Origin of the sequence: Arthrobacter sp. 179 (assembly GCF_052379645.1) — a bacterium.
In the GTDB taxonomy this organism is placed as follows: domain Bacteria; phylum Actinomycetota; class Actinomycetes; order Actinomycetales; family Micrococcaceae; genus Arthrobacter_H.
Map to the genome: position 1 here is coordinate 38,050 of NZ_JBQSYU010000023.1, position 18,370 is coordinate 56,419.

Sequence of the window (18,370 nt, forward strand, 5' to 3'; positions counted from 1 at the left end):
GGCGGGTCCGGAAACAGGTCACGCGAGCAGTTTGCGCAGGCCCACCGCATAGGCGGTCTTCGCGACCAGCGCGGCAGCCGGTCTGAGCGGGCGGGGAAGCCAGGAAGGTCGCAGGCTTTGGCGCCACACGACCTCCACGTCGGAGCCCTGCTGTTCGACAGTGGCCTCGACCTCACCGGCCACGGGTCCGAATTTCGACACGGCCAACCTGCCGCGACGATTCCCCGTGGGTGCCTCGGCGCGGCGCACCAGCATCCGGTCCGACAGGGCGAAAGGGCCCAGCCGGGTCAGCCCGACGAATGCCAGGCCCTCACTCATCCGGGCACCCCGCGGGGTCACGTTAGTGAACGGGATGGCAGCACTGTGGGTGTCCAGATCCGTGAGTCTTGCCCACAGGGTGGCAGCATCACCGGGACGCCGCAGCCGCACTTCAAAGGTACCGGGGGTCTTCGACGCAGCAGGGCTGCCTGGCCCTCCACTGCCGAGTGTTGCGGCAGCCGCCGCCCCGCTGGCCAGCGCACCCTGGATGGAAGCCTCGCTCTGATCACCGGCTAGCACGACGCCGTCCAACGCACTGGTCGGTGGGGCATGCCCCGGGGAAATGACGGGCAGGGCGTCCCTGATGTCATGGCGAACGAGCAGCTGCCAGTCGGGGGTCTGGACACCGAGGATGGCTGCGGCCTGATTCAGCGCCGATTCGTCGTCCAGACCATGTGCTCCCACAGCGGTCGCCTGAACCAGGTGCCGACCCACCGGAGCGTAGGAAGGACAGACATTGGAGACGACCGACGTGTGGGCGAGCCGGACACCGGCGCGCGGATCAAGATGCAGGAACGGCAGTCGGCTGGGCTGGTGTTCGGTCGAAAACCACCACGTCGTCAGGGAGTGCATCGGCGGGGCCGTCTCGCCCAGCAGACGAGCGCTCGCCGTCGGACCGGCAGCGACCACGACCCGGTCGGCGGTGAAGCGTTCTCCCGCACCACAGCTGACGGTCCAGCGACCTGTCTGGCGGGTCAGGCTCTCCGCCACGTGCCCATACCGGATACGCCCCGCCAGTGGCGTGGCCAGCTGATGCGCGATCGCCGCCATTCCCTGCCCCGGCAAGGCGGGGGTTCCCACCGCGAAGTATCCGGCGAGCCGACGGGCGAAGCGGGCGGAAACCTCAAGATCAGGATCCCCGAGGACTCCTGCGAAGAACAGGCCCATGATCCCTCGCAACGGTGTCGAGAATGCCGCTCCGTCCAGGGATTCGTGGAGCGATAGCGAGTCATCGCCGGCCTTTCGTACCCACCGCAGGGCAGCCGGCAGATCCCTGGGCGCCAGCAAACCGCTGACCAGCCCTCGGAGCCGGGAGGGATGGCGGAGCGGATCAGCGAGGACGCGGAGCCCCTCGTCGCCGCGCACTGCGACTCCGCGTCCCCAGGCCTGCAGACCAAGAGCCTGCAGATCCAACGCGCGACGCGCCTCGGGGTAGCGCGGGTTCAGGAGTTGGAATCCGCGGTCGCACCGGAAACCATCAATGACCTCGGTATCGACCCGTCCACCGACCCGACTGGTGGCCTCCAGCACCGTGACCTCATGTCCTTGGGCGGCTGCCAGTCCGGCGGCGTGCAGGCCCGCCAGGCCCGCGCCAATGACCACTACGTCCACGACTTCCCCGTTTCCTCCGAGCTGTCCGGAGTCAGGACGACACAGTCGCCATCCCTCCAGGCCCACGCCCCATGATGCGCGGGCCGGACGGACCACCCGGTGGTGGAGAGTCTACGGGCGATGTGACCATCCGGTAGTCCGACGGGCCGTGCTCCGCAGCCCTGGTCCCGTGAACTCGCATTAGACTGGACCGATGGGCGAAACGGGGAGTGCGGTGGTTCAATACACCACGGTGGCCGGCGATCACCAGCATGAGCTCGAGGTGAAACGGTCCCGGTTCATCACCTACCTGCGACGCACCACCACCGAAGCCGAAGCCCGGGATTTCATCGCCGAACTGCGCCGCAGGCATTTCGATGCGCGCCACCACTGCTCGGCGTTCCTGCTGGGCCCCGACCGGATGGTACAACGCAGTAGTGACGACGGCGAGCCCTCGGGGACCGCTGGTCTGCCGATGCTCGAGGCCCTGGCCAAACGCGAAATGCCTTCCGGACAATGCGATGTCAGTGACATCACCGCCGTCGTCGTCCGGTATTTCGGCGGTGTGCTCCTGGGCGCGGGGGGTCTGGTGCGCGCCTACTCCCAGTCCGTCTCCGGAGCCATGGACAGCGCCGATCTTCTCGTGAGAAAACGCCTGGCAGTATTTGCCATCGACGCGCCCCATGCCGAGTCCGGACGGTGGGACAACGAATTGCGTCAGGACGGCACCACGATTCTAGGTACCGACTACGGACCCTCGTCGGCCACGTTGCGGGTGGCTGTCCCCGACGGACCCACTGCGGCGACGGACTTCGCGGAACGGCTGGCCACCCTGACGGCGGGAGCCGGAACAGCCGTAGCGCAGGGTACCGAATGGACGGATATTGCCGTGACGGGACAACGATGAACACCCCGATTCCCGAAGGTCTCCGGCGCTGGCCCGATGTGGAGTCCCCCGAACTGCAGGCGTACGACGGCGCCGATCTCCTCCTGCTCGATACCGCGGCCGGGTACGGGCTCGGCACCTCGGAGGGGACGACGACGGTGGTCAACGACCACTATGGGGCCCTGGCCCTGGGCTCCGTGGCCGCCGGGGCCCGCGGGGTGCGGGTCCACCAGGACGCGCTATCGGGTGAACAAGCCATCGAAGCCAATGCCGAGAGGACCGGGGTCGGCTCCCCCGGCCAGGGGGAATCCAGCCTCACTCTGATGCCGTTGGGCGCCGGACTCTTCGCCGGGGCCCGGCTGGTCATCCTGCAACTGCCCCGGTCCTTGGCGGCGCTGGAGGAGATCGCGGCCTGGGCGGCAGCGCACGCGGACCCCGACGTGGCTCTCTTGGCCGGGGGGCGGACCAAACACATGTCCCGGGCGATGAACGACGTCCTCGAACGCCATTTCAGCCACGTCAGCGCCGGCCTGGGGGCCCGGAAATCACGCGTGCTGACCGCCAGGGCGCCCCGCCAGGACGGTGATCGACCCGTGCCACGTTTCCCGCTGGCTTCCGCCCACGACGTCGGGCTTGCCCAGCCGCTTGAACTGCGGGCCTTCGGCGCCACCTTCGGGGGCGCAAAACTTGATCCGGGCACGCGTTTCCTGCTGCCGCATCTGGCCGAAGCCCGGGACGCGGAGGAAGCGGTCGATCTGGGCTGCGGCAACGGCACCATTGCCGCCTACCTGGCCCTCACCCGCCCGGGACAAAGAGTGCTCGCCTGCGACCAGTCGGCCGCCGCAGTCGCCTCCACCCACGCCACCGCCGAAGCCAACGATGTGGCCCATCAGATCCTGGCGGTCAGAGATGATGCCCTGTCGGGTCTGGCCGATGGCTCGCGGGAGCTGGTCGTACTGAATCCGCCCTTCCATGTCGGCAACGCCATCCATGCGGGCATCGCCCTGAAGCTGATCGCCGCTGCCGGCCGCGTCCTGGCCCCCGGCGGGGAATTATGGTGCGTCTGGAACACCCCGTTGGGCTATCGTCAGCACCTGGCCAGGCTGGTGGGCCCCACCCGTCAGGTGGCCCGCAACCCGAAGTTCACGGTCACCGTCTCCAACCGGAGCTAGGCTGCCGCCTATTAAAAAAGGCGGGGCCCGCACACCATGGTGTGCGGGCCCCGCCCTGGCTGGTTCAGCCCGGTGGCTGAAGCCTAGGCTCCGGTGAGCTTCTCGCGCAGTGCGGCGAGGGCCTCGTCGGAAGCCAGCGTGCCGGCGTCCTCCGCCGGGGCCTCCGAGGAGTAGCTGGTGGAAGCGGACTCGCCCGCTCCACCGCCGCCGGCCTCGGGTGCCGTGGTGTCCTGGACCAGGTGTGCGGCCACCTGCTCCTTGTGGGCTTCCCAACGGGCCTGGGCGTCGGCGTACTGCTGCTCCCAGACGGCGCGCTGCGTCTCGTAGCCTTCGAGCCACTCGTTGGTCTCCGAGTCGAAGCCCTCCGGGTACTTGTAGTTGCCCTCTTCGTCGTACTCGGCGGCCATGCCGTACAGCGCCGGGTCGAACTCGGTGCCTTCGGGGTCGACCCCTTCGTTGGCCTGCTTCAGCGACAGCGAGATACGGCGGCGTTCCAGGTCGATGTCGATGACCTTGACGAAGAGCTCGTCACCCACGGAGACGACCTGCTCGGCCAGCTCGACGTGGCGCACGGCCAGCTCCGAGATGTGCACGAGGCCCTCGATGCCGTCTTCGACGCGAACGAATGCACCGAAGGGAACCAGCTTGGTGACCTTGCCGGGGACGACCTGGCCCAAGGCGTGGGTGCGGGCGAAGGTCTGCCACGGATCTTCCTGGGTCGCCTTCAGCGACAGGGAGACGCGCTCGCGGTCCAGATCGACCTCGAGGACCTCGACGGTGACTTCCTGGCCCACCTCGACAACCTCGTTCGGGTGGTCGATGTGCTTCCAGGACAGCTCGGAGACGTGCACCAGGCCGTCGACGCCACCCAGGTCCACGAAGGCACCGAAGTTGACGATGGAGGACACGACGCCCGGACGGACCTGGCCCTTTTCGAGCTTGTTGAGGAACGTGGAGCGGACCTCGGACTGGGTCTGTTCGAGCCAGGCACGGCGGGACAGGACCACGTTGTTGCGGTTCTTGTCCAGCTCGATGATCTTGGCTTCGATCTCCTGGCCGATGTACGGAGCCAGATCGCGCACACGGCGCATTTCGACCAGCGATGCCGGCAGGAAGCCGCGCAGGCCGATGTCCAGGATGAGCCCACCCTTGACCACCTCGATGACGGTGCCGGTGACGACGCCGTCCTCTTCCTTGATCTTTTCGATGTCGCCCCAAGCACGCTCGTACTGTGCGCGCTTCTTGGAGAGGATCAGGCGGCCTTCCTTGTCCTCCTTGGTGAGGACGAGGGCCTCGACGTTGTCGCCGACGGCGACGACGTCGCCCGGATCAACATCGTGCTTGATGGAAAGCTCGCGGGACGGAATGACACCCTCGGTCTTGTAACCGATGTCGAGCAGGACTTCGTCGCGGTCGACCTTGACGACGGTGCCTTCGACGAGGTCGCCATCGTTGAAGTACTTGATGGTGGCGTCGACAGCTGCGAGGAAGTCTTCAGCGGTACCGATGTCGTTGATCGCGACCTGCGGGGTACCGGTCTTCTCGTTGGAGGTGATGGTCATGTAGTAGGGGCTCCGATGTGGATAGAAACGTCAGTCGGAAGGCCGGAAGTCCCGGCATATTCCGAAGATGGAACTGAAATTGTTGCGAGACAGGGCATGAAACACCCCGGCAGTCGCCTTATTAGTTTAGTCCCCGGCCCACGAGCGGTCAAAACGTCGGGCGCGTCGCCATGGCGCCGATCGCACCGTGGCTTCGCGGCCGGATCCAGGCCCGGAAACCGGGTCTAGAAACCGTTGATCGCGTAGGGGGCCCGCCCCAGGTCCAGCAACCGGGCTGCGCGATCCACCGCGTCCTCGTTCCTGGCCAGCACCCGCCCGGCAGCTGCCAATGTCCGGACGCCGGTTCCGCCCAGGTACAGCGAGCCCAGCAAGCCGATATCCAGTTCCAGATCCGACGGCTCATCGGGGTCGGTTTCGACCCGGACGGATCCGATTCCCCCCTCCACGACCAGCTGGTAGCTTCCCGTCGTATATCCCTGCGGGTCGGTGATCCGCAGCCGCAGGGCCCCGTCCGCCGCGTATTCCCGGGCGGCCAGTGCCGCGGGGACATCCAGGATGCGCAGCCACAACAGGTCCTCGGTCTCCGTGACGGCGACCTTGCGCGGATCGTCCAGGGACCACGGCAACGGGTCATCCGGGGCTGCAGAGTCATAGACGACCCGCTCGATGAGGTCATGGGCCCCAAGGTAGCGCCAGAGTTCACGCCGGGCGGCCGCGGTCGTCGCCACCAGATCGCGGACCTCCATGGTCAGCGGCGTGGTCTCCCAACCGGCGAAGGCATACGTCAGGAAACCCCGGGCGACCCCCTCGGCATCCAGATACACCGCCGCCCGCAGGGCAGGATCATCCTTGGCCTCCTCGGGGGCCAGCCGGGCGGTGGCGCGCAGGGTGTAGGCCTCCTGGCGTCCGATCGACCCGCGGTGTGTGGCGTGGAACTCCTCGAACAGGGAGGGGGCCAGCTCGAGCAGGGAGGAAGGATCCACGGTGAGGACCGTGCCTTCGGGCGGAGCCACCACGTTCAACCCGCCCTTCACGTCGACCTTGACCGTGTCCAGGGTGGTGGCCGGCCCGAAACCGAACCGGCCGTAAATGGTGCCCTCCGTCGCGGTCAGTGCCGCCATGGGCAGACCCGCAGCACGGGCGCGGTCCAGCGAATCGGTCATCATCGTCCGCAGGATGCCCCTGCGGCGATGGCTGGGCCGGACGGTGACCACGGTGATGAGGTGGCTGTCGATCATCCGCCCCGCGCCGGTGTTCAGCGTCTTGGTGAATTCGGCGAAGGTGGCCACCGGGATGGCCGGGTCCAGCGACGGCGCCGGGGCATCGTCGTCGTACACCCCCAACAGCCGACGCCCATCGACCCGGTAGGTGGCGGCGATGCGTGCCGCCTCGGCGGTGGTGTAGGGCTGGGCGTGGAAGCCGGTACGGACCGCGCGGAACCAGTTGGCGGTACGCGTGTCAGGGGCCGGCTCGACTTCGCCGGCGGCGGGGAGGATCCCCGCGTCGAAGATCTCATGGCGCAAGCCGTTGGTATGGGGGGTCGAATCATTCATCAGTGTGCTGCCTCCTGCCAGCTGTGCCCGGTGCCGATCTGGACATCGAGTGGGACCGAGAGCTCGGCCGCGGAGCCCATGTGGTCCTGGACCAGGGCGGTGACTGCCTCGAGTTCGCCGGGGGCGATTTCCAGGACGAGTTCGTCATGGACCTGCAGGAGCATGCGTGAACCCAGCTTCTGTTCGCGCAGCCCGTCGTCGACCCCGAGCATGGCGCGTTTGATGATATCCGCCGCCGACCCCTGGATGGGCGCGTTCAACGCAGCGCGTTCGGCCATGTCCCGCAGCTGGCGGTTGTCGCTGGCCAGATCCGGCAGGTAGCGGCGGCGTCCCTCGATGGTGGAGGTGTAGCCGTCCCGGCGGGCCTGGTCGACGACCGAGCGCAGGTAGTCGCGGACGGATCCGAAGCGGGTGAAGTAGTCCTTCATCAGCCCACGGGCCTCGTCCACGGGGACGTTGAGCTGTTTGGACAGGCCGAAGGAGCTGAGCCCGTAGGCCAGACCATAGGACATGGCCTTGACCTTGGCGCGCATTTCCCCGCTGACCTCCGCCGGTTCGACACCGAAGACATGTGAACCGACGAACCGGTGCAGGTCCTCCCCGTCCTTGAACGCCTGGATCAGTGCCTCGTCTCCGGAGAGGTGGGCCATGATGCGCATTTCGATCTGTGAATAGTCGGCGGTCAGCAGGGTCTCGTACCCGTCGCCGACCACGAAGACCTCACGGATGCGCCGTCCGGCCTCGCTGCGTACCGGGATGTTCTGCAGGTTCGGGTTCAGCGAAGACAGCCGCCCGGTGGCCGCAACGGTTTGGGCGTACGTCGTGTGGATCCGTCCGTCCTCGGCGAGGGACTTCTTCAGCCCCTCGACCGTCTGCCGCAGTTTGGTGGCATCGCGGTAGGCCATCAGCGAGGCCAGGAACGGGTGCCGGGTCTTGGCCAGCAGGTCGGCCAGTGAATCGGCGTCGGTGGTGTATCCGGTTTTGATCTTCTTGGTCTTGGGCAGTTCGAGTTCCTCGAACAGCACGACCTGCAGCTGTTTGGGCGACGAGAGGTTCACTTCATGACCGATCGCCGCATAGGCCTCGGCCGTTGCCGCATCGATGGTGGTGGTGAAATCGGCCAGCAGGTCATCGAGCTGTCGGGCGTCGATGGCGATTCCGGTGCGTTCCATCTCGGCCAGCACCACCGACAACGGCAATTCCATCTCCGCCAGCAATCCGGTCGCTCCACGTTCGAGGACCTGCCCGGCCAGGTACAGGCTCAGTTCCCGCACTATGTAGGCGGCCCGCACGGCCGCAGCGGCCTGGCCCGACCCCTCGAGTTCCAGTGCCAGCTGTCCTTCCTGCGCCTGTTCCTCGGCCTTGAGGGTCAGTCGCAGATGGTGCTGGGCGATATCTGCCAGTTCGTGGCTGCGCCGATCCGGCTGGATGAGATAGGCGGAGATCATCGTGTCGTCCACGACCCCGCGCAGTTCGATCCCGCGATCGGCCAGCAGTTTGTAGCCGGTCTTGAAGTCATGCAGGGCCAGTGGGTAGTGACCGCTGGCCAGGATGGTGCCCAGGGCCCCGTCGGCTGCCTCGTCGAGTTCCTCCAACCCGATGTAGGCGGTCGCCGCGTCGGCGGCCAGCGCGATACCCACCGCATCGTCCCCGCCGCCGGCGGAGCGCACCGTATCCAGCTGCAGGGCGATCAGGTGTCCCCCGTGGGCGCGGAACCACCCGGTCAATGCCTCGGCGTCGTCCAGCTCGGTCGGGGCCGGGACCTGCATCTCCGGCTCCGGTTCGGACTCGTCGGCTCCGAAGAGGTCGAACAGGCGCTTGCGCAGCGTGTTGAACTGCAGTGCGTCGAAGAGTTCCTCGATGGCGTCCTGGTTCGGGTGTTCCAGTTCCAGGGCCCCGAGCTCGACCGGCAGATCCAGGTCGGTGAGCAACCGGTTCAACCGCCGGTTGCGGCGGACGTCGTCCAGATGCGCCCGGAGGGATTCGCCGACCTTGCCCTTGATGGAATCGACCTGGTCCAAGATGGCTTCGAGTCCGCCGTATAGGTTGATCCACTTCGCGGCGGTCTTGGGTCCGACCCCGGGTACCCCGGGCAGGTTGTCCGCGGATTCCCCGACCAGTGCCGCCAGGTCCGGGTATTGCCCCGGCTGGACGAAGTACTTCGCTTCCACGGCCGCGGCGTCCATCGGCGGGATGTCGGAGATGCCCTTCTTCGGGTACAGGACAGTGGTCTTTTCGGTGATGAGCTGGAAGGCGTCCCGGTCCCCCGAGACCACCAGCACGTCCCAGCCTTCATCTTCGCCGACCCGGGCGAGGGTGGCGATGATGTCGTCGGCCTCGAAGCCGTCCATGGTGATCGAGGGGATGTTCATCGCCTCCATGACCTTCTGGATCAGATCGATCTGGCCGTGGAACTCCTCCGGGGTCTTGCTCCGGCCTGCCTTGTACTCGCTGTACTCCTCGGAACGGAAGGTGGGGGTGTCAAGATCGAAGGCCACCGCCACGTGGGTGGGTTTGCGCTGTTCGATCATTTTGATGAGCATCGAGACAAAACCGTAGACCGCGTTGGTGTGCTGTCCGGTGTCGGTGGCGAAGTTTTCCGCGGGCAGCGCGTAGAAGGCACGAAAGGCCATCGAGTGGCCGTCGATGACGAGCAGACGGGAAAGGTCATTGGCAGCGGTTTTGGTTGATTGACTCACAGGTGCCAGCCTAGTTCCCATGACGGACAAAGACACACGCGGCCCGGCCGCCAACGCAGGGCATGACGCCGGATCGAACCCCTTCGAGGAGCAGCTCGCACGGCATCAGGTGCCGGAACGGATGTGGCCGATGCTCAGCGGGCACGGGGTCGGGCCCCTGGTGGAGAAGCTGGGCATCATGTTCGAGGGCATCACCGCCGAACGGGTGGTGGCCACGATGCCGGTGGAGGGGAACCAGCAGGTGGCCGGGATCCTGCACGGCGGGGCGAGCGTCGCGCTCGCCGAAACGCTGGGTTCCTTCGCCGCCGCCGTCCATGCTGGCCCCACGGGCCGCCCGGTGGGGGTGGACATCAATGCCACCCACCACCGCGCCGGGATCTCGGGGTTGGTCACCGGGGTGTGCACCCCCATCCATCTGGGGCGCAGCACCACGACCCACGAAATCATCATTTCCGATGAGGAAGGCCGACGGGTCTGCACCGCCCGGATCACGAACATGATCCTGGGCCCCTCGTGACCGATGGCCGGGACGCACCGGCCGCCACCACATCCGACGCCCCGAGCCGGGTCCTCATCCCCGCAGCATCCGTCGGGTGGTTACCGAAGAACCGGTCTGCAACGGCAACACGGAGACCTGGAAGCAGTTGTTCTCGAACGACTCGATCCTGCTGTGGCACGGGCGTTCCTTCGCGCCCAAGCGCGCGCACGTCAAGGCGTTCCTCGCCGCCGACGGCCCGATGAAGACAGTGCGTTTCGGGAGTCGACGCCGCACCCGCCGCTGGCTGCGACTGGTGGCAGAAAACGGCCGCATCCCCACGGGTCCTCCGGGGGATGCGGCCAACTGAGGCTGGTGGGTCCTAGGTGGTCTTGCGCTTCTTCTTCCGCGCCGAATCGAGGATGAGGGCCAGCCCGATGCCGAGCATCCAGAAGTCCTTGGCGATGACCGTGCCCTCCTGGGTGGGGCGCAGCCCGTCATCGCGGGTCATCCCCGGGGTCTTGAAGTACATCGTCGCCATGGAGGCCGAGAAGGCAGTCAGTCCGAGGCCGGCCAGGCGGCTCGGTACGAACGGCAGCAGCAGGGAGGACCCCAGGACGATCTCCGTCGTGCTGAGCACCTTGCCGAATTGCTCCGGGTCGAGGTCGGCCAGCTGGGGAAAGGCGGAGGCACCCATCTTCTGCAGTCCGGCCGCCGCTTCGGGCTCCAACTGCAACTTGCCCACCCCTGAGTTGAGAATGAAGGCGCCGGTGGTCAGACGCAATGGCAGGTGGCTGAGTTTCATGGGTCGTGTCCTTTCGCTGCATACGGAGGTAGTGATCGAGCCTAGGACCGCTGGCGCCGTCGCGCCAATCGGTGGTTAGGAGCCGGTGTGGGGCACGGAGGGAGGCTTGCCGACGTCGTACCGGGTTTCACGCACTCCCCTGCCGAATTCACGACTGCCGGTGGGACTCAGTCCCATCGGGGCGCGCAGGCTCGCCAAAGGCCGTCCGCCGCCCAGCAGGAGGGGAATGGTGAACAGGATCAGCTCGTCGAGATGACCGGAGTCCACCAGTTGTCCGGCCAGCCCGCCGCCCCCGAGTACCCAGACGTCCTGGTCTCCGGCGTCCGCGGCGATATCGCCGGCCCATTCCCCGACGTCACCGCGGATGAAGGTCAGATCGGCGCCGGGCACGGCCGCCAGTTCCCGGTGGGTGAAGACCCAGCACGGGGTGTTCTCATACGGCCACGGGGCTCCGGTGTCGTCCATATGGGTGCTCAGCCAACGGTAGGTGTCGGCCCCCATGACCACGGCGCCGATCTCTTCGAGGAAGGCAGCTGCCGGATCGCGGAACCCCACATGGTAGTCGTCGTAGGTGGTCAGCCATTCCAGCGAGTCGTGCTCGTCGGCGATGTATCCGTCGACGCTGGCGGCTACGAAATAGCGGAAGCGGGTCATGGCCCCATGGTGCCATACCGGTTCCGTCGCCCCGCCGGGCGTGCGTCAGTGACCGCCCGAGCCCCCGAGCTGCGGCACGATCAGGTAGATGCCCAGCAGCACCAGGCAGCCGCACAGCACGAAGCAGACGACGGCCCCGGACTTCGCCAGACCGGCACCCCGGACTTCGTCTTCGGCGATCGCCTTGAGCCGGACGGCAAAGGAGTAGAGCGCCACGAGCGAGAGGGAGCCGATCAGGGTCACGAGCGTGACGGTCAGGAAGGAGAGCCATTCGATGTTCATCGCTTTTCCTTTGTTCCGCGTGCTTCGCGCTTCGGCGCCGAAGCTTCCTGTGCCCGGGACTTCGATCCCGACGCCGTGGGGACCTTCGTCTTGCCGTTGGCTTCCTTCTTCTTGTTCTTCTGAGCCTTCTTGAGTTCGCGGGCCATGCGCTCGGCCTCGGCCCGCTCGGCTTCACGTTGGCGTTTACGCATCTTGCGACGCTGCTTCTTCGTGGGGATGCTGATGGCACCACCTGCTTCATCGACATCGGAAACCCCGTTATGCGGGCCGATGATGTCCTTGCGGGAGAGCCACCAGATCAACAGGACGACGCCGAAACCGATGACGGCCACCAGAACCAAACCGACGTTCCCAAAGTAGGTCAGGGTAGCGGCCAAGGCGCCGACGACGGCAGCTGCCGGCAGCGTGAAGAGCCACCCGGTGGCGATCTTCCCGGCGGTACGCCACTGGACGGAGGCCCCCTTGCGTCCCAGACCCGAACCGATCACGGAACCGGAGGCCACCTGGGTGGTCGACAGGGCGAAGCCCAGGTGCGAGGAGGCCAGGATGGCCGCGGCGGTCGAGGCCTCGGCGGAGAAGCCCTGGGCCGGCTTGACCTCGGTGAGGCCGGTGCCCATGGTGGCGATAATGCGCCAGCCGCCCACGTAGGTGCCCAGAGCGATGGCCAAGGCGCAGGCGGCGATGACCCAGAAGTGGACGTGGCTTCCCGATTCCTGCAGCCCCGAGGCGACCAGGGCCAGGGTGATGACGCCCATCGTCTTCTGTGCATCGTTGGTGCCGTGGGCCAGGGCCACCAACGAGGAGGAGAAGACCTGACCGACACGGAAACCTCCGCGCTTGGGCGAGGAGAGGCCCGAAGGGCGCTTGGTCACCCAATAGGCCAATTTGGTACATAGGTAGGCAGCCAGGCCGGCGATCAACGGAGCCAGCAAGGCCGGAAGCAGCACCTTGGAGATCACGGTTCCGTAGTTGACGACGGAGAAACCGGCACCGGCGATCGCGGCACCGATGAGTCCGCCGAAGAGGGCGTGGGATGAGCTGGAGGGCAGACCGAGCAACCAGGTCAGCATGTTCCAGACGACGGCGCCCATGAGGCCGGCAAAGATGATTTCGGGTCCGATGGAGAACCCGTTGTCCCCTTCGTTGATCAGTCCGCCTGAAATCGTGGTGGCGACCTCGGTGGAGAGGAAGGCACCCACCAGGTTCAGGACCGCGGCGAGGGCTACTGCCGTCTTGGGCTTGATGGCGCCGGTGGCGATCGGGGTTGCCATGGCGTTGGCCGTGTCGTGGAACCCGTTCGTGAAATCAAAGAACAGAGCCAGGGCAATCACCAGGACAACGATGAGTGTGAGATCCATCTAGGAACCAATCTTGAGATGGCAAAAGAGCGCGGTCGTACCGCAGGGAGTAGTTCGACCCGGAAGTCATACCATGGTCACACATTCGTCACCCGCGGCGCACATTCATCTTAGGGCCGGCGGGGCGCCAGTCAACTCCGCGGTCCGTACGGCGGGGCGTCGCGTGCAAGTTCCGCCTGCGGGTCGTAGTCTCCTGTCATGGCTAGATTCTTCGACGTCCACCCTCAGGATCCGCAACCCCGTGCCCTCGGACAGGTCGTTGACCTGCTGCAGGACGGTGCGCTGATCGCCTACCCCACCGATTCCTGCTACGCGTTCGGCGCCCAATTGGGCAACCGGAAGGCCTTGGATCGGATCCGCACCATCCGACAGCTTGATGACAAACACCACTTCACCCTGATGTGTAGCAACTTCGCCCAGATGGGACGTTTCGTGGAGATGGGCAACGCGGTCTTCCGAAGTCTGAAGGCGGCCACGCCGGGGAGCTACACCTTCATCCTCAAGGCCACCTCCGAGGTCCCCAAGCGCCTGCTGCACCCGAAGAAGAAAACCGTCGGGGTCCGCATACCGGACCACCGGGTGGTTCAGGCCCTGCTGGCGGAGCTGGGCGAGCCCCTGCTGTCCACCACGTTGCTGTTGCCCGACGAGGAGAAACCCCTCACCCAGGGCTGGGAGATCAAGGAACGCCTGGACCACCAGGTCGACGCCGTCATCGACTCCGGTGAATGCGGCACAGAACCGACGACCGTGGTGGATTTCTCCAGCGGGGTGCCCGAGATCGTCCGGGTCGGCATGGGAGACCCCTCGCCCTTCGAATAGCTGGTCGGGCCCCGAACCAGTCGCGGGGCCCCACCGCCGGTCCTCATCTGAAGGCCGGGATGCCGGTGATGTGGTTGCCCAGGATCAAGGTGTGGACCTCGTCGGTCCCCTCGTAGGTGCGCACCGATTCGAGGTTGTTCGCATGGCGCATCGGCGCATGGTCCAAGGTGATCCCGTTACCGCCCAGGACCGTCCGCGCCTCCCGACAGATCCAGATCGCCTCCCGGCAGTTGTTCAGCTTTCCGACCGAGATCTGCACCGGCTCCAGGGTTCCTGCATCCTTGAGCCGTCCGGTATGGATGGCCAGCAGCGTGCCCTTCTGGATCTCCAGAAGCATATCCACCAGCTTGACCTGGGTGATCTGGTACCCGGCCAGCGGCTGATCGAACTGCATCCGCTCCTTGGAATACTCCAGGGCGGATTCGTAGGAATCCCTGGCAGCTCCCATCGCGCCCCAGATGATCCCGTAGCGGGCCTCGTTCAGGCAGGAGAACGGGCCGCGCAGCCCCTTCGCACCGGGGAGCAACGCCGAATCCGGCAACCGCACGTCCTCGAAGGTCAGATCGCATTGGATGGAGGCGCGCATCGACAGCTTCGGTTCGATCACGGTGGCCGTGAAGCCTGCGACGTCGGTGGGCACCAGGAAACCGCGGACCCCCTCGTCGGTCATGGCCCAGATCACGGCGATCTGGGCGATGGTAGCCAACCCGATCCACCGTTTGGCGCCGTTGAGGACCCATCCATCGCCGTCGTGCACCGCGGTGGTGGCCATCGCCGACGGGTCCGATCCGGCGGTGGGCTCGGTGAGTCCGAAACAGCCGATGACCTCTCCGGCGGCCATCGACGGCAGATACTTGTTCTTCTGCTCCTCGGTACCGAACCGGTGGATCGCCGACATGGCCAAGGACCCCTGGACCGAGACGAAGGTCCGCAGACCCGAATCACCGGCCTCCAGTTCCATCGCCGCGATCCCGTATTCGACGGCACTGCGGCCCGGACAGCCATACCCCTCCAAGTGCATGCCCAGCAAGCCCAGGCTGCCGAGTTCACGGGCCAGTTCCACGGGGAAACGGGCCTCCTCGTACCAGGTGGCGATGTTCGGTCGGATCCGTGAGTCCACGAAGGCGCGGACCGTGGAGCGCAGTTCGAGCTCGGGGGCGCTCAACAGACCATCGAGGTCCAGGACATCGGAAGCGGTGGCGGGCGTAATCCGTGCTGACATCATTCTCCTTTGAACGTTTACAGGGCGATCATACGGTGCCGGGCACGGAGTCCGGGGTCCCACCGGGGGGACGGTGCCTGCCGATCAGGATTTGACGCCCACATAGAGTTCCGGGGCGTTTTCGCCGGGTTCGCCGAACTCGTCGACGATGCGATTGGCCAGTGGTTGCAGCAGCTGCCGCCCGAGCTGGCGGACGATCGTGGTGACCGTCTGCTCGGTGACACTGCGATCAGTCGACACCACTCCGGCGTCCCGCAGGACGCGGGTCTGCTCGGCCGTCAACGCGGCCAGCCGGCTCAGGATGTCGCCGGGGCGTCCCGGTCCGTGCAGGAGGGACCGCCGCAGATAGTCGACGATCGTCGGATTGGCGTGCAGCATCCCGGCCACGGCCTCGTCCCGCAAGCCGAGGACCCGGCGAGGGCCCCCCTCGTTCGGCAAGGCTGCGAGGGTATCGGCGAAGAGCTCGACGACGAGGGTGTCCACGGCCTCCCGCAACCCGTCCTTGGTCCCATAGTGATGGGTGACCAGCCCAACGGTCACCCCGGCTGCCGTGGCGATCGCCCGCATGGAAGTGCCGTCCTCCCCCTGCTGCGCAAACAGGGTGAGCGCCGCATTGCGGATCCGGGCCTTGGAGGTCAGGTCGTTGGAGGACCATGCCGTCGACAGGCCTGCCGGGTTTGATGCCTTCGTTCTATCCACAGGGCTATGCTAGACCACAAACCATTGAACGATCGAACTGCATGCTGCACAACTGTACAAAGAGTAATTCAGGTCACAGTCATTAGGAGAGTTCATGTCCCACCCGCTGTCAGGCATTGTCGTGGTCTCGGTTGCCATCAACCTCCCGGGGCCGTTGGCCGCATCCCGGCTGACCGAGCTCGGAGCAACCGTCATCAAGGTCGAACCACCGCAGGGCGACCCGCTCCGGAGCGTCGCCCCCCACTGGTATGAGGAACTCGTCACGGGGCAGGACGTCGTCCCCCTGGACTTGAAGGACCCGGCCAGCAGGTCGGAGTTCGAAGAACTTCTCACCGATGCCGACGTCCTGCTGACGTCGATGCGCCCCTCGGCCCTCGCCCGGCTTGATCTCGGCGAGATACTGAAGACCCGCGGCATCGCCCTGGTGGAAATCGTCGGGCACGACGGCGCCCGGGCCGAGCAGCCAGGTCACGACCTCACCTACCAGGCCGAGCATGGAACACTGCTTCCCCCGGCCCTGCCGCTGGTACCGGTCGCCGACATCCTGGGTTCCGAACGCGCAGTGGTCGCCACCCTTTCGGCGTTGCGTCAGCGCGACCAGGGCCTTCAGGGCGTCCACGAGAAGGTGGTCCTCGAAGAGGCGGCGCACGCCGCAGCCGCCGGCACCCGGCACGGACTCACCTCTCCCGGTGCCGTCCTCGGCGGTGCGATACCTGCGTATGGAGTGTACGCAACAGCCGACGGATTCGTTGCCGTCGCGGCGATCGAACCACACTTCGCCGAACGACTCACCCGCCTCGTCGGTGGCACCCGCGAAGAACTGACTCGTTCCTTTGCCACCCGCCCCACAGCCTATTGGACGGCGTGGGGCCAAGAGCAGGACCTCCCCCTCGTCGCCGTCGCATCCCCCGGGGCGCTCCCGACTACGGAGCCGGTTTCCGCCGCTGCCGCCCCCCGGGAGCCTCCAGGCCCCCTCCGACCAGCGTCGGCCAGCATGCCCCGCCACAGGACTCCAGGAACAAGACCATGATCCTGGACGACTGACGCTCCCCTGGCTCGCCGAGGTACCCGCCGTCCGGTTCAGAACTGCAGGGCGTCAGCACCCAGCCCAAACGCCGGGGGCGGAGAAAGACGTCTCGACGGTTCCGCGATGTTCAAACACCACCACCAGCCATGGCGATCGGGTGATCATGGTGGCGCGCCCACACGAGCAGAAGGGCGGCAAAGTCTTGGTCCAACTCATGCAGCAGCTCCCCCCGGGGCACTTGTCCATCACCGATACCGCGCCGGCCGTATGCGGTCAGTGAGACGCGGGACCGCTGCCCACTCCCATGACCGCGAGGCATCCGCCCAGAACCTGCCGGCCTTCCAGCACCTCGCTGGGTTCGTGCATGCCGCGTGCGTCGCCGGCCCTGTGCTGCTGCACCGACCGGCAGACAAGGTCACGCAGCGGTGTCTGAAGATCGCCACTTCCAGCGCCCCGGAGACCCGGAAAGGCCAGGGGCTCCGCCCACGAAAAAGACCCCGATCCCCGGTCATCCGGGGGTCGGGGCCGATCGGTGCCCGAGGTGGGACTCGAACCCACACATCTCTCGATATCGCATTTTGAGTGCGACGCGTCTGCCATTCCGCCACTCGGGCCCAACTCGCCCCGCGGACTTGTCAAACCGCCCGAATCAAACGGGCAGAACATCACAGTCACGCGGTGCGCTAAACAACTCTACATGCCGATAGGCTTGTTACTGAATCCGAGAACCCACCGCCCCGATTTCCCGGGGCAGCCAGGAGAATCACCATGACAGAAGACACAGCCGAGGCAACTCCCTCGCCGGCCCGCCGGGTAGTTGTCGCCGAGGACGAGACCCTCATCCGGCTGGATATCGTCGAGATCCTCACGGGTGAGGGGTTCGAGGTCGTCGCCGAAGCAGATAACGGTGAGAAGGCGGTGGACCTGGTCCGTGAGCACCGCCCCGATCTTGTCCTGATGGACGTGAAGATGCCCGTGATGGACGGGATCTCTGCCGCGGAGATCATCGTCAAGGAGCGGATCGCCCCCGTCGTCCTGCTCACCGCCTTCAGCCAGAAGGAACTCGTCGAGCGGGCCCGCGAAGCCGGTGCCATGGCCTACGTCGTGAAGCCGTTCAGCCCGAACGACTTGATCCCGGCCATTGAAATCGCCCTGTCCCGCCACGAGGAGGTCATCGCCCTCGAACGCGAGGTCGATGACCTGCAGGAGCAGTTCGCCACCCGCAAGCTGGTCGAGCGCGCCAAATCCGTCTTGACTACCAAAATGGGGTTGACCGAACCCGAGGCCTTCCGGTGGATCCAGAAGACGTCGATGGACCGGCGACTGAGCATGCGCGAGGTCGCCGAGACCATCATCGCCCAGGTGAAGTAGCCGACCGGCAGCTTCTTCCTGAAAAGGTGCAAGTTGCCTGGCACCAACGAAGTGCGACGGTGGTGGGCGCCCCCCGGTGGGGCGCCGCGCGGGGGGGGTGGGGGGGGTGTGGGGGGGGGGGGGGTTGGGGGGGGGGGGGGGGGGGGGGGGGGGGGGC

The 18,370-nt window shown here is 66.4% G+C and carries 17 protein-coding genes and 1 tRNA gene; 7 read left to right on the top strand and 11 right to left on the bottom strand.

The window, feature by feature from the left end:
• Positions 1-18 precede the first annotated feature (18 nt).
• On the bottom strand, positions 19-1,650 hold the full coding sequence (locus ACT3UE_RS12910) for an FAD-dependent oxidoreductase (protein WP_444561770.1): 1,632 nt from the start codon (positions 1,648-1,650) through the stop codon (positions 19-21).
• Positions 1,651-1,843: 193 nt separating this feature from the next.
• On the opposite strand from ACT3UE_RS12910, the gene ACT3UE_RS12915 reads away from it, so the two are divergent.
• Together ACT3UE_RS12915 and ACT3UE_RS12920 are read left to right on the top strand one after the other, a co-directional pair.
• Positions 1,844-2,536, top strand: coding sequence for an IMPACT family protein (locus tag ACT3UE_RS12915; RefSeq protein WP_444561771.1), 693 nt, complete (start codon positions 1,844-1,846; stop codon positions 2,534-2,536).
• Complete coding sequence (locus ACT3UE_RS12920; protein ID WP_444553954.1) at positions 2,533-3,687, top strand: class I SAM-dependent methyltransferase; 1,155 nt, start codon at positions 2,533-2,535, stop codon at positions 3,685-3,687. The genes ACT3UE_RS12915 and ACT3UE_RS12920 overlap by 4 nt, the downstream gene beginning before the upstream one ends.
• An 83-nt stretch (positions 3,688-3,770) precedes the next feature.
• Here the strand turns inward: ACT3UE_RS12920 and rpsA are convergent, their stop codons facing one another.
• The 3 genes from rpsA to polA all read right to left on the bottom strand — a co-directional run bounded on the left by rpsA (position 3,771) and on the right by polA (position 9,435).
• Positions 3,771-5,249, bottom strand: coding sequence for a 30S ribosomal protein S1 (rpsA, locus tag ACT3UE_RS12925; protein ID WP_444553955.1), 1,479 nt, complete (start codon positions 5,247-5,249; stop codon positions 3,771-3,773).
• 224 nt (positions 5,250-5,473) lie between these two features.
• The gene (locus ACT3UE_RS12930) at positions 5,474-6,802 is read right to left on the bottom strand and encodes a GNAT family N-acetyltransferase (RefSeq protein WP_444553956.1); all 1,329 of its coding nucleotides are present in this window, start codon (positions 6,800-6,802) and stop codon (positions 5,474-5,476) included.
• Positions 6,802-9,435 carry a DNA polymerase I gene (gene polA, locus ACT3UE_RS12935; RefSeq protein ID WP_444566839.1) on the bottom strand — a complete coding sequence of 878 codons (2,634 nt, stop codon included), beginning with the start codon at positions 9,433-9,435 and terminating at the stop codon, positions 6,802-6,804. Before polA ends, ACT3UE_RS12930 begins: the two co-directional genes overlap by 1 nt.
• 85 nt (positions 9,436-9,520) lie before the next feature.
• Between polA and ACT3UE_RS12940 the strand changes: the two genes are divergently transcribed.
• Positions 9,521-10,018, top strand: coding sequence for a hotdog fold thioesterase (locus ACT3UE_RS12940; RefSeq protein WP_444553957.1), 498 nt, complete (start codon positions 9,521-9,523; stop codon positions 10,016-10,018).
• 76 nt (positions 10,019-10,094) lie between these two features.
• Positions 10,095-10,346 carry a hypothetical protein gene (locus ACT3UE_RS12945; protein ID WP_444553958.1) on the top strand — a complete coding sequence of 84 codons (252 nt, stop codon included), beginning with the start codon at positions 10,095-10,097 and terminating at the stop codon, positions 10,344-10,346.
• A 12-nt stretch (positions 10,347-10,358) separates the two neighbouring features.
• On the opposite strand, the gene ACT3UE_RS12950 is transcribed toward ACT3UE_RS12945, so the two are convergent.
• The 4 genes from ACT3UE_RS12950 to ACT3UE_RS12965 all read right to left on the bottom strand — a co-directional run bounded on the left by ACT3UE_RS12950 (position 10,359) and on the right by ACT3UE_RS12965 (position 13,075).
• Entirely contained in the window at positions 10,359-10,781 is a 423-nt protein-coding gene (locus ACT3UE_RS12950; RefSeq protein ID WP_444553959.1) for a hypothetical protein, read from the bottom strand.
• 75 nt (positions 10,782-10,856) lie between these two features.
• Positions 10,857-11,435: a dihydrofolate reductase family protein gene (locus ACT3UE_RS12955; protein WP_444561773.1), complete on the bottom strand. Its 579-nt coding sequence runs from the start codon at positions 11,433-11,435 to the stop codon at positions 10,857-10,859.
• A gap of 45 nt (positions 11,436-11,480) precedes the next feature.
• Positions 11,481-11,717, bottom strand: coding sequence for a hypothetical protein (locus tag ACT3UE_RS12960; protein WP_444553961.1), 237 nt, complete (start codon positions 11,715-11,717; stop codon positions 11,481-11,483).
• Complete coding sequence (locus tag ACT3UE_RS12965) at positions 11,714-13,075, bottom strand: anion permease (protein WP_444566838.1); 1,362 nt, start codon at positions 13,073-13,075, stop codon at positions 11,714-11,716. The genes ACT3UE_RS12960 and ACT3UE_RS12965 overlap by 4 nt, the downstream gene beginning before the upstream one ends.
• A gap of 198 nt (positions 13,076-13,273) precedes the next feature.
• Here ACT3UE_RS12965 and ACT3UE_RS12970 point away from each other — a divergent pair, with 198 nt between their 5' ends.
• On the top strand, positions 13,274-13,894 hold the full coding sequence (locus tag ACT3UE_RS12970; RefSeq protein ID WP_444553963.1) for an L-threonylcarbamoyladenylate synthase: 621 nt from the start codon (positions 13,274-13,276) through the stop codon (positions 13,892-13,894).
• Positions 13,895-13,937: 43 nt separating this feature from the next.
• On the opposite strand, the gene ACT3UE_RS12975 is transcribed toward ACT3UE_RS12970, so the two are convergent.
• Together ACT3UE_RS12975 and ACT3UE_RS12980 are read right to left on the bottom strand one after the other, a co-directional pair.
• Positions 13,938-15,116, bottom strand: coding sequence for an acyl-CoA dehydrogenase family protein (locus tag ACT3UE_RS12975; RefSeq protein WP_444553964.1), 1,179 nt, complete (start codon positions 15,114-15,116; stop codon positions 13,938-13,940).
• Between the two features lie 84 nt (positions 15,117-15,200).
• Positions 15,201-15,815 (bottom strand): TetR/AcrR family transcriptional regulator, encoded by a 615-nt coding sequence (locus ACT3UE_RS12980; protein WP_444553965.1) that lies wholly within the window; start codon positions 15,813-15,815, stop codon positions 15,201-15,203.
• Between the two features lie 94 nt (positions 15,816-15,909).
• On the opposite strand from ACT3UE_RS12980, the gene ACT3UE_RS12985 reads away from it, so the two are divergent.
• Complete coding sequence (locus ACT3UE_RS12985; RefSeq protein ID WP_444553966.1) at positions 15,910-16,845, top strand: CoA transferase; 936 nt, start codon at positions 15,910-15,912, stop codon at positions 16,843-16,845.
• A gap of 530 nt (positions 16,846-17,375) precedes the next feature.
• Here ACT3UE_RS12985 and ACT3UE_RS12990 read toward each other — a convergent pair.
• A tRNA-Leu gene (locus ACT3UE_RS12990) sits at positions 17,376-17,456 on the bottom strand.
• 154 nt (positions 17,457-17,610) lie between these two features.
• On the opposite strand from ACT3UE_RS12990, the gene ACT3UE_RS12995 reads away from it, so the two are divergent.
• The gene (locus ACT3UE_RS12995; RefSeq protein ID WP_444553967.1) at positions 17,611-18,213 is read left to right on the top strand and encodes an ANTAR domain-containing response regulator; all 603 of its coding nucleotides are present in this window, start codon (positions 17,611-17,613) and stop codon (positions 18,211-18,213) included.
• Positions 18,214-18,370: the final 157 nt, after the last annotated feature.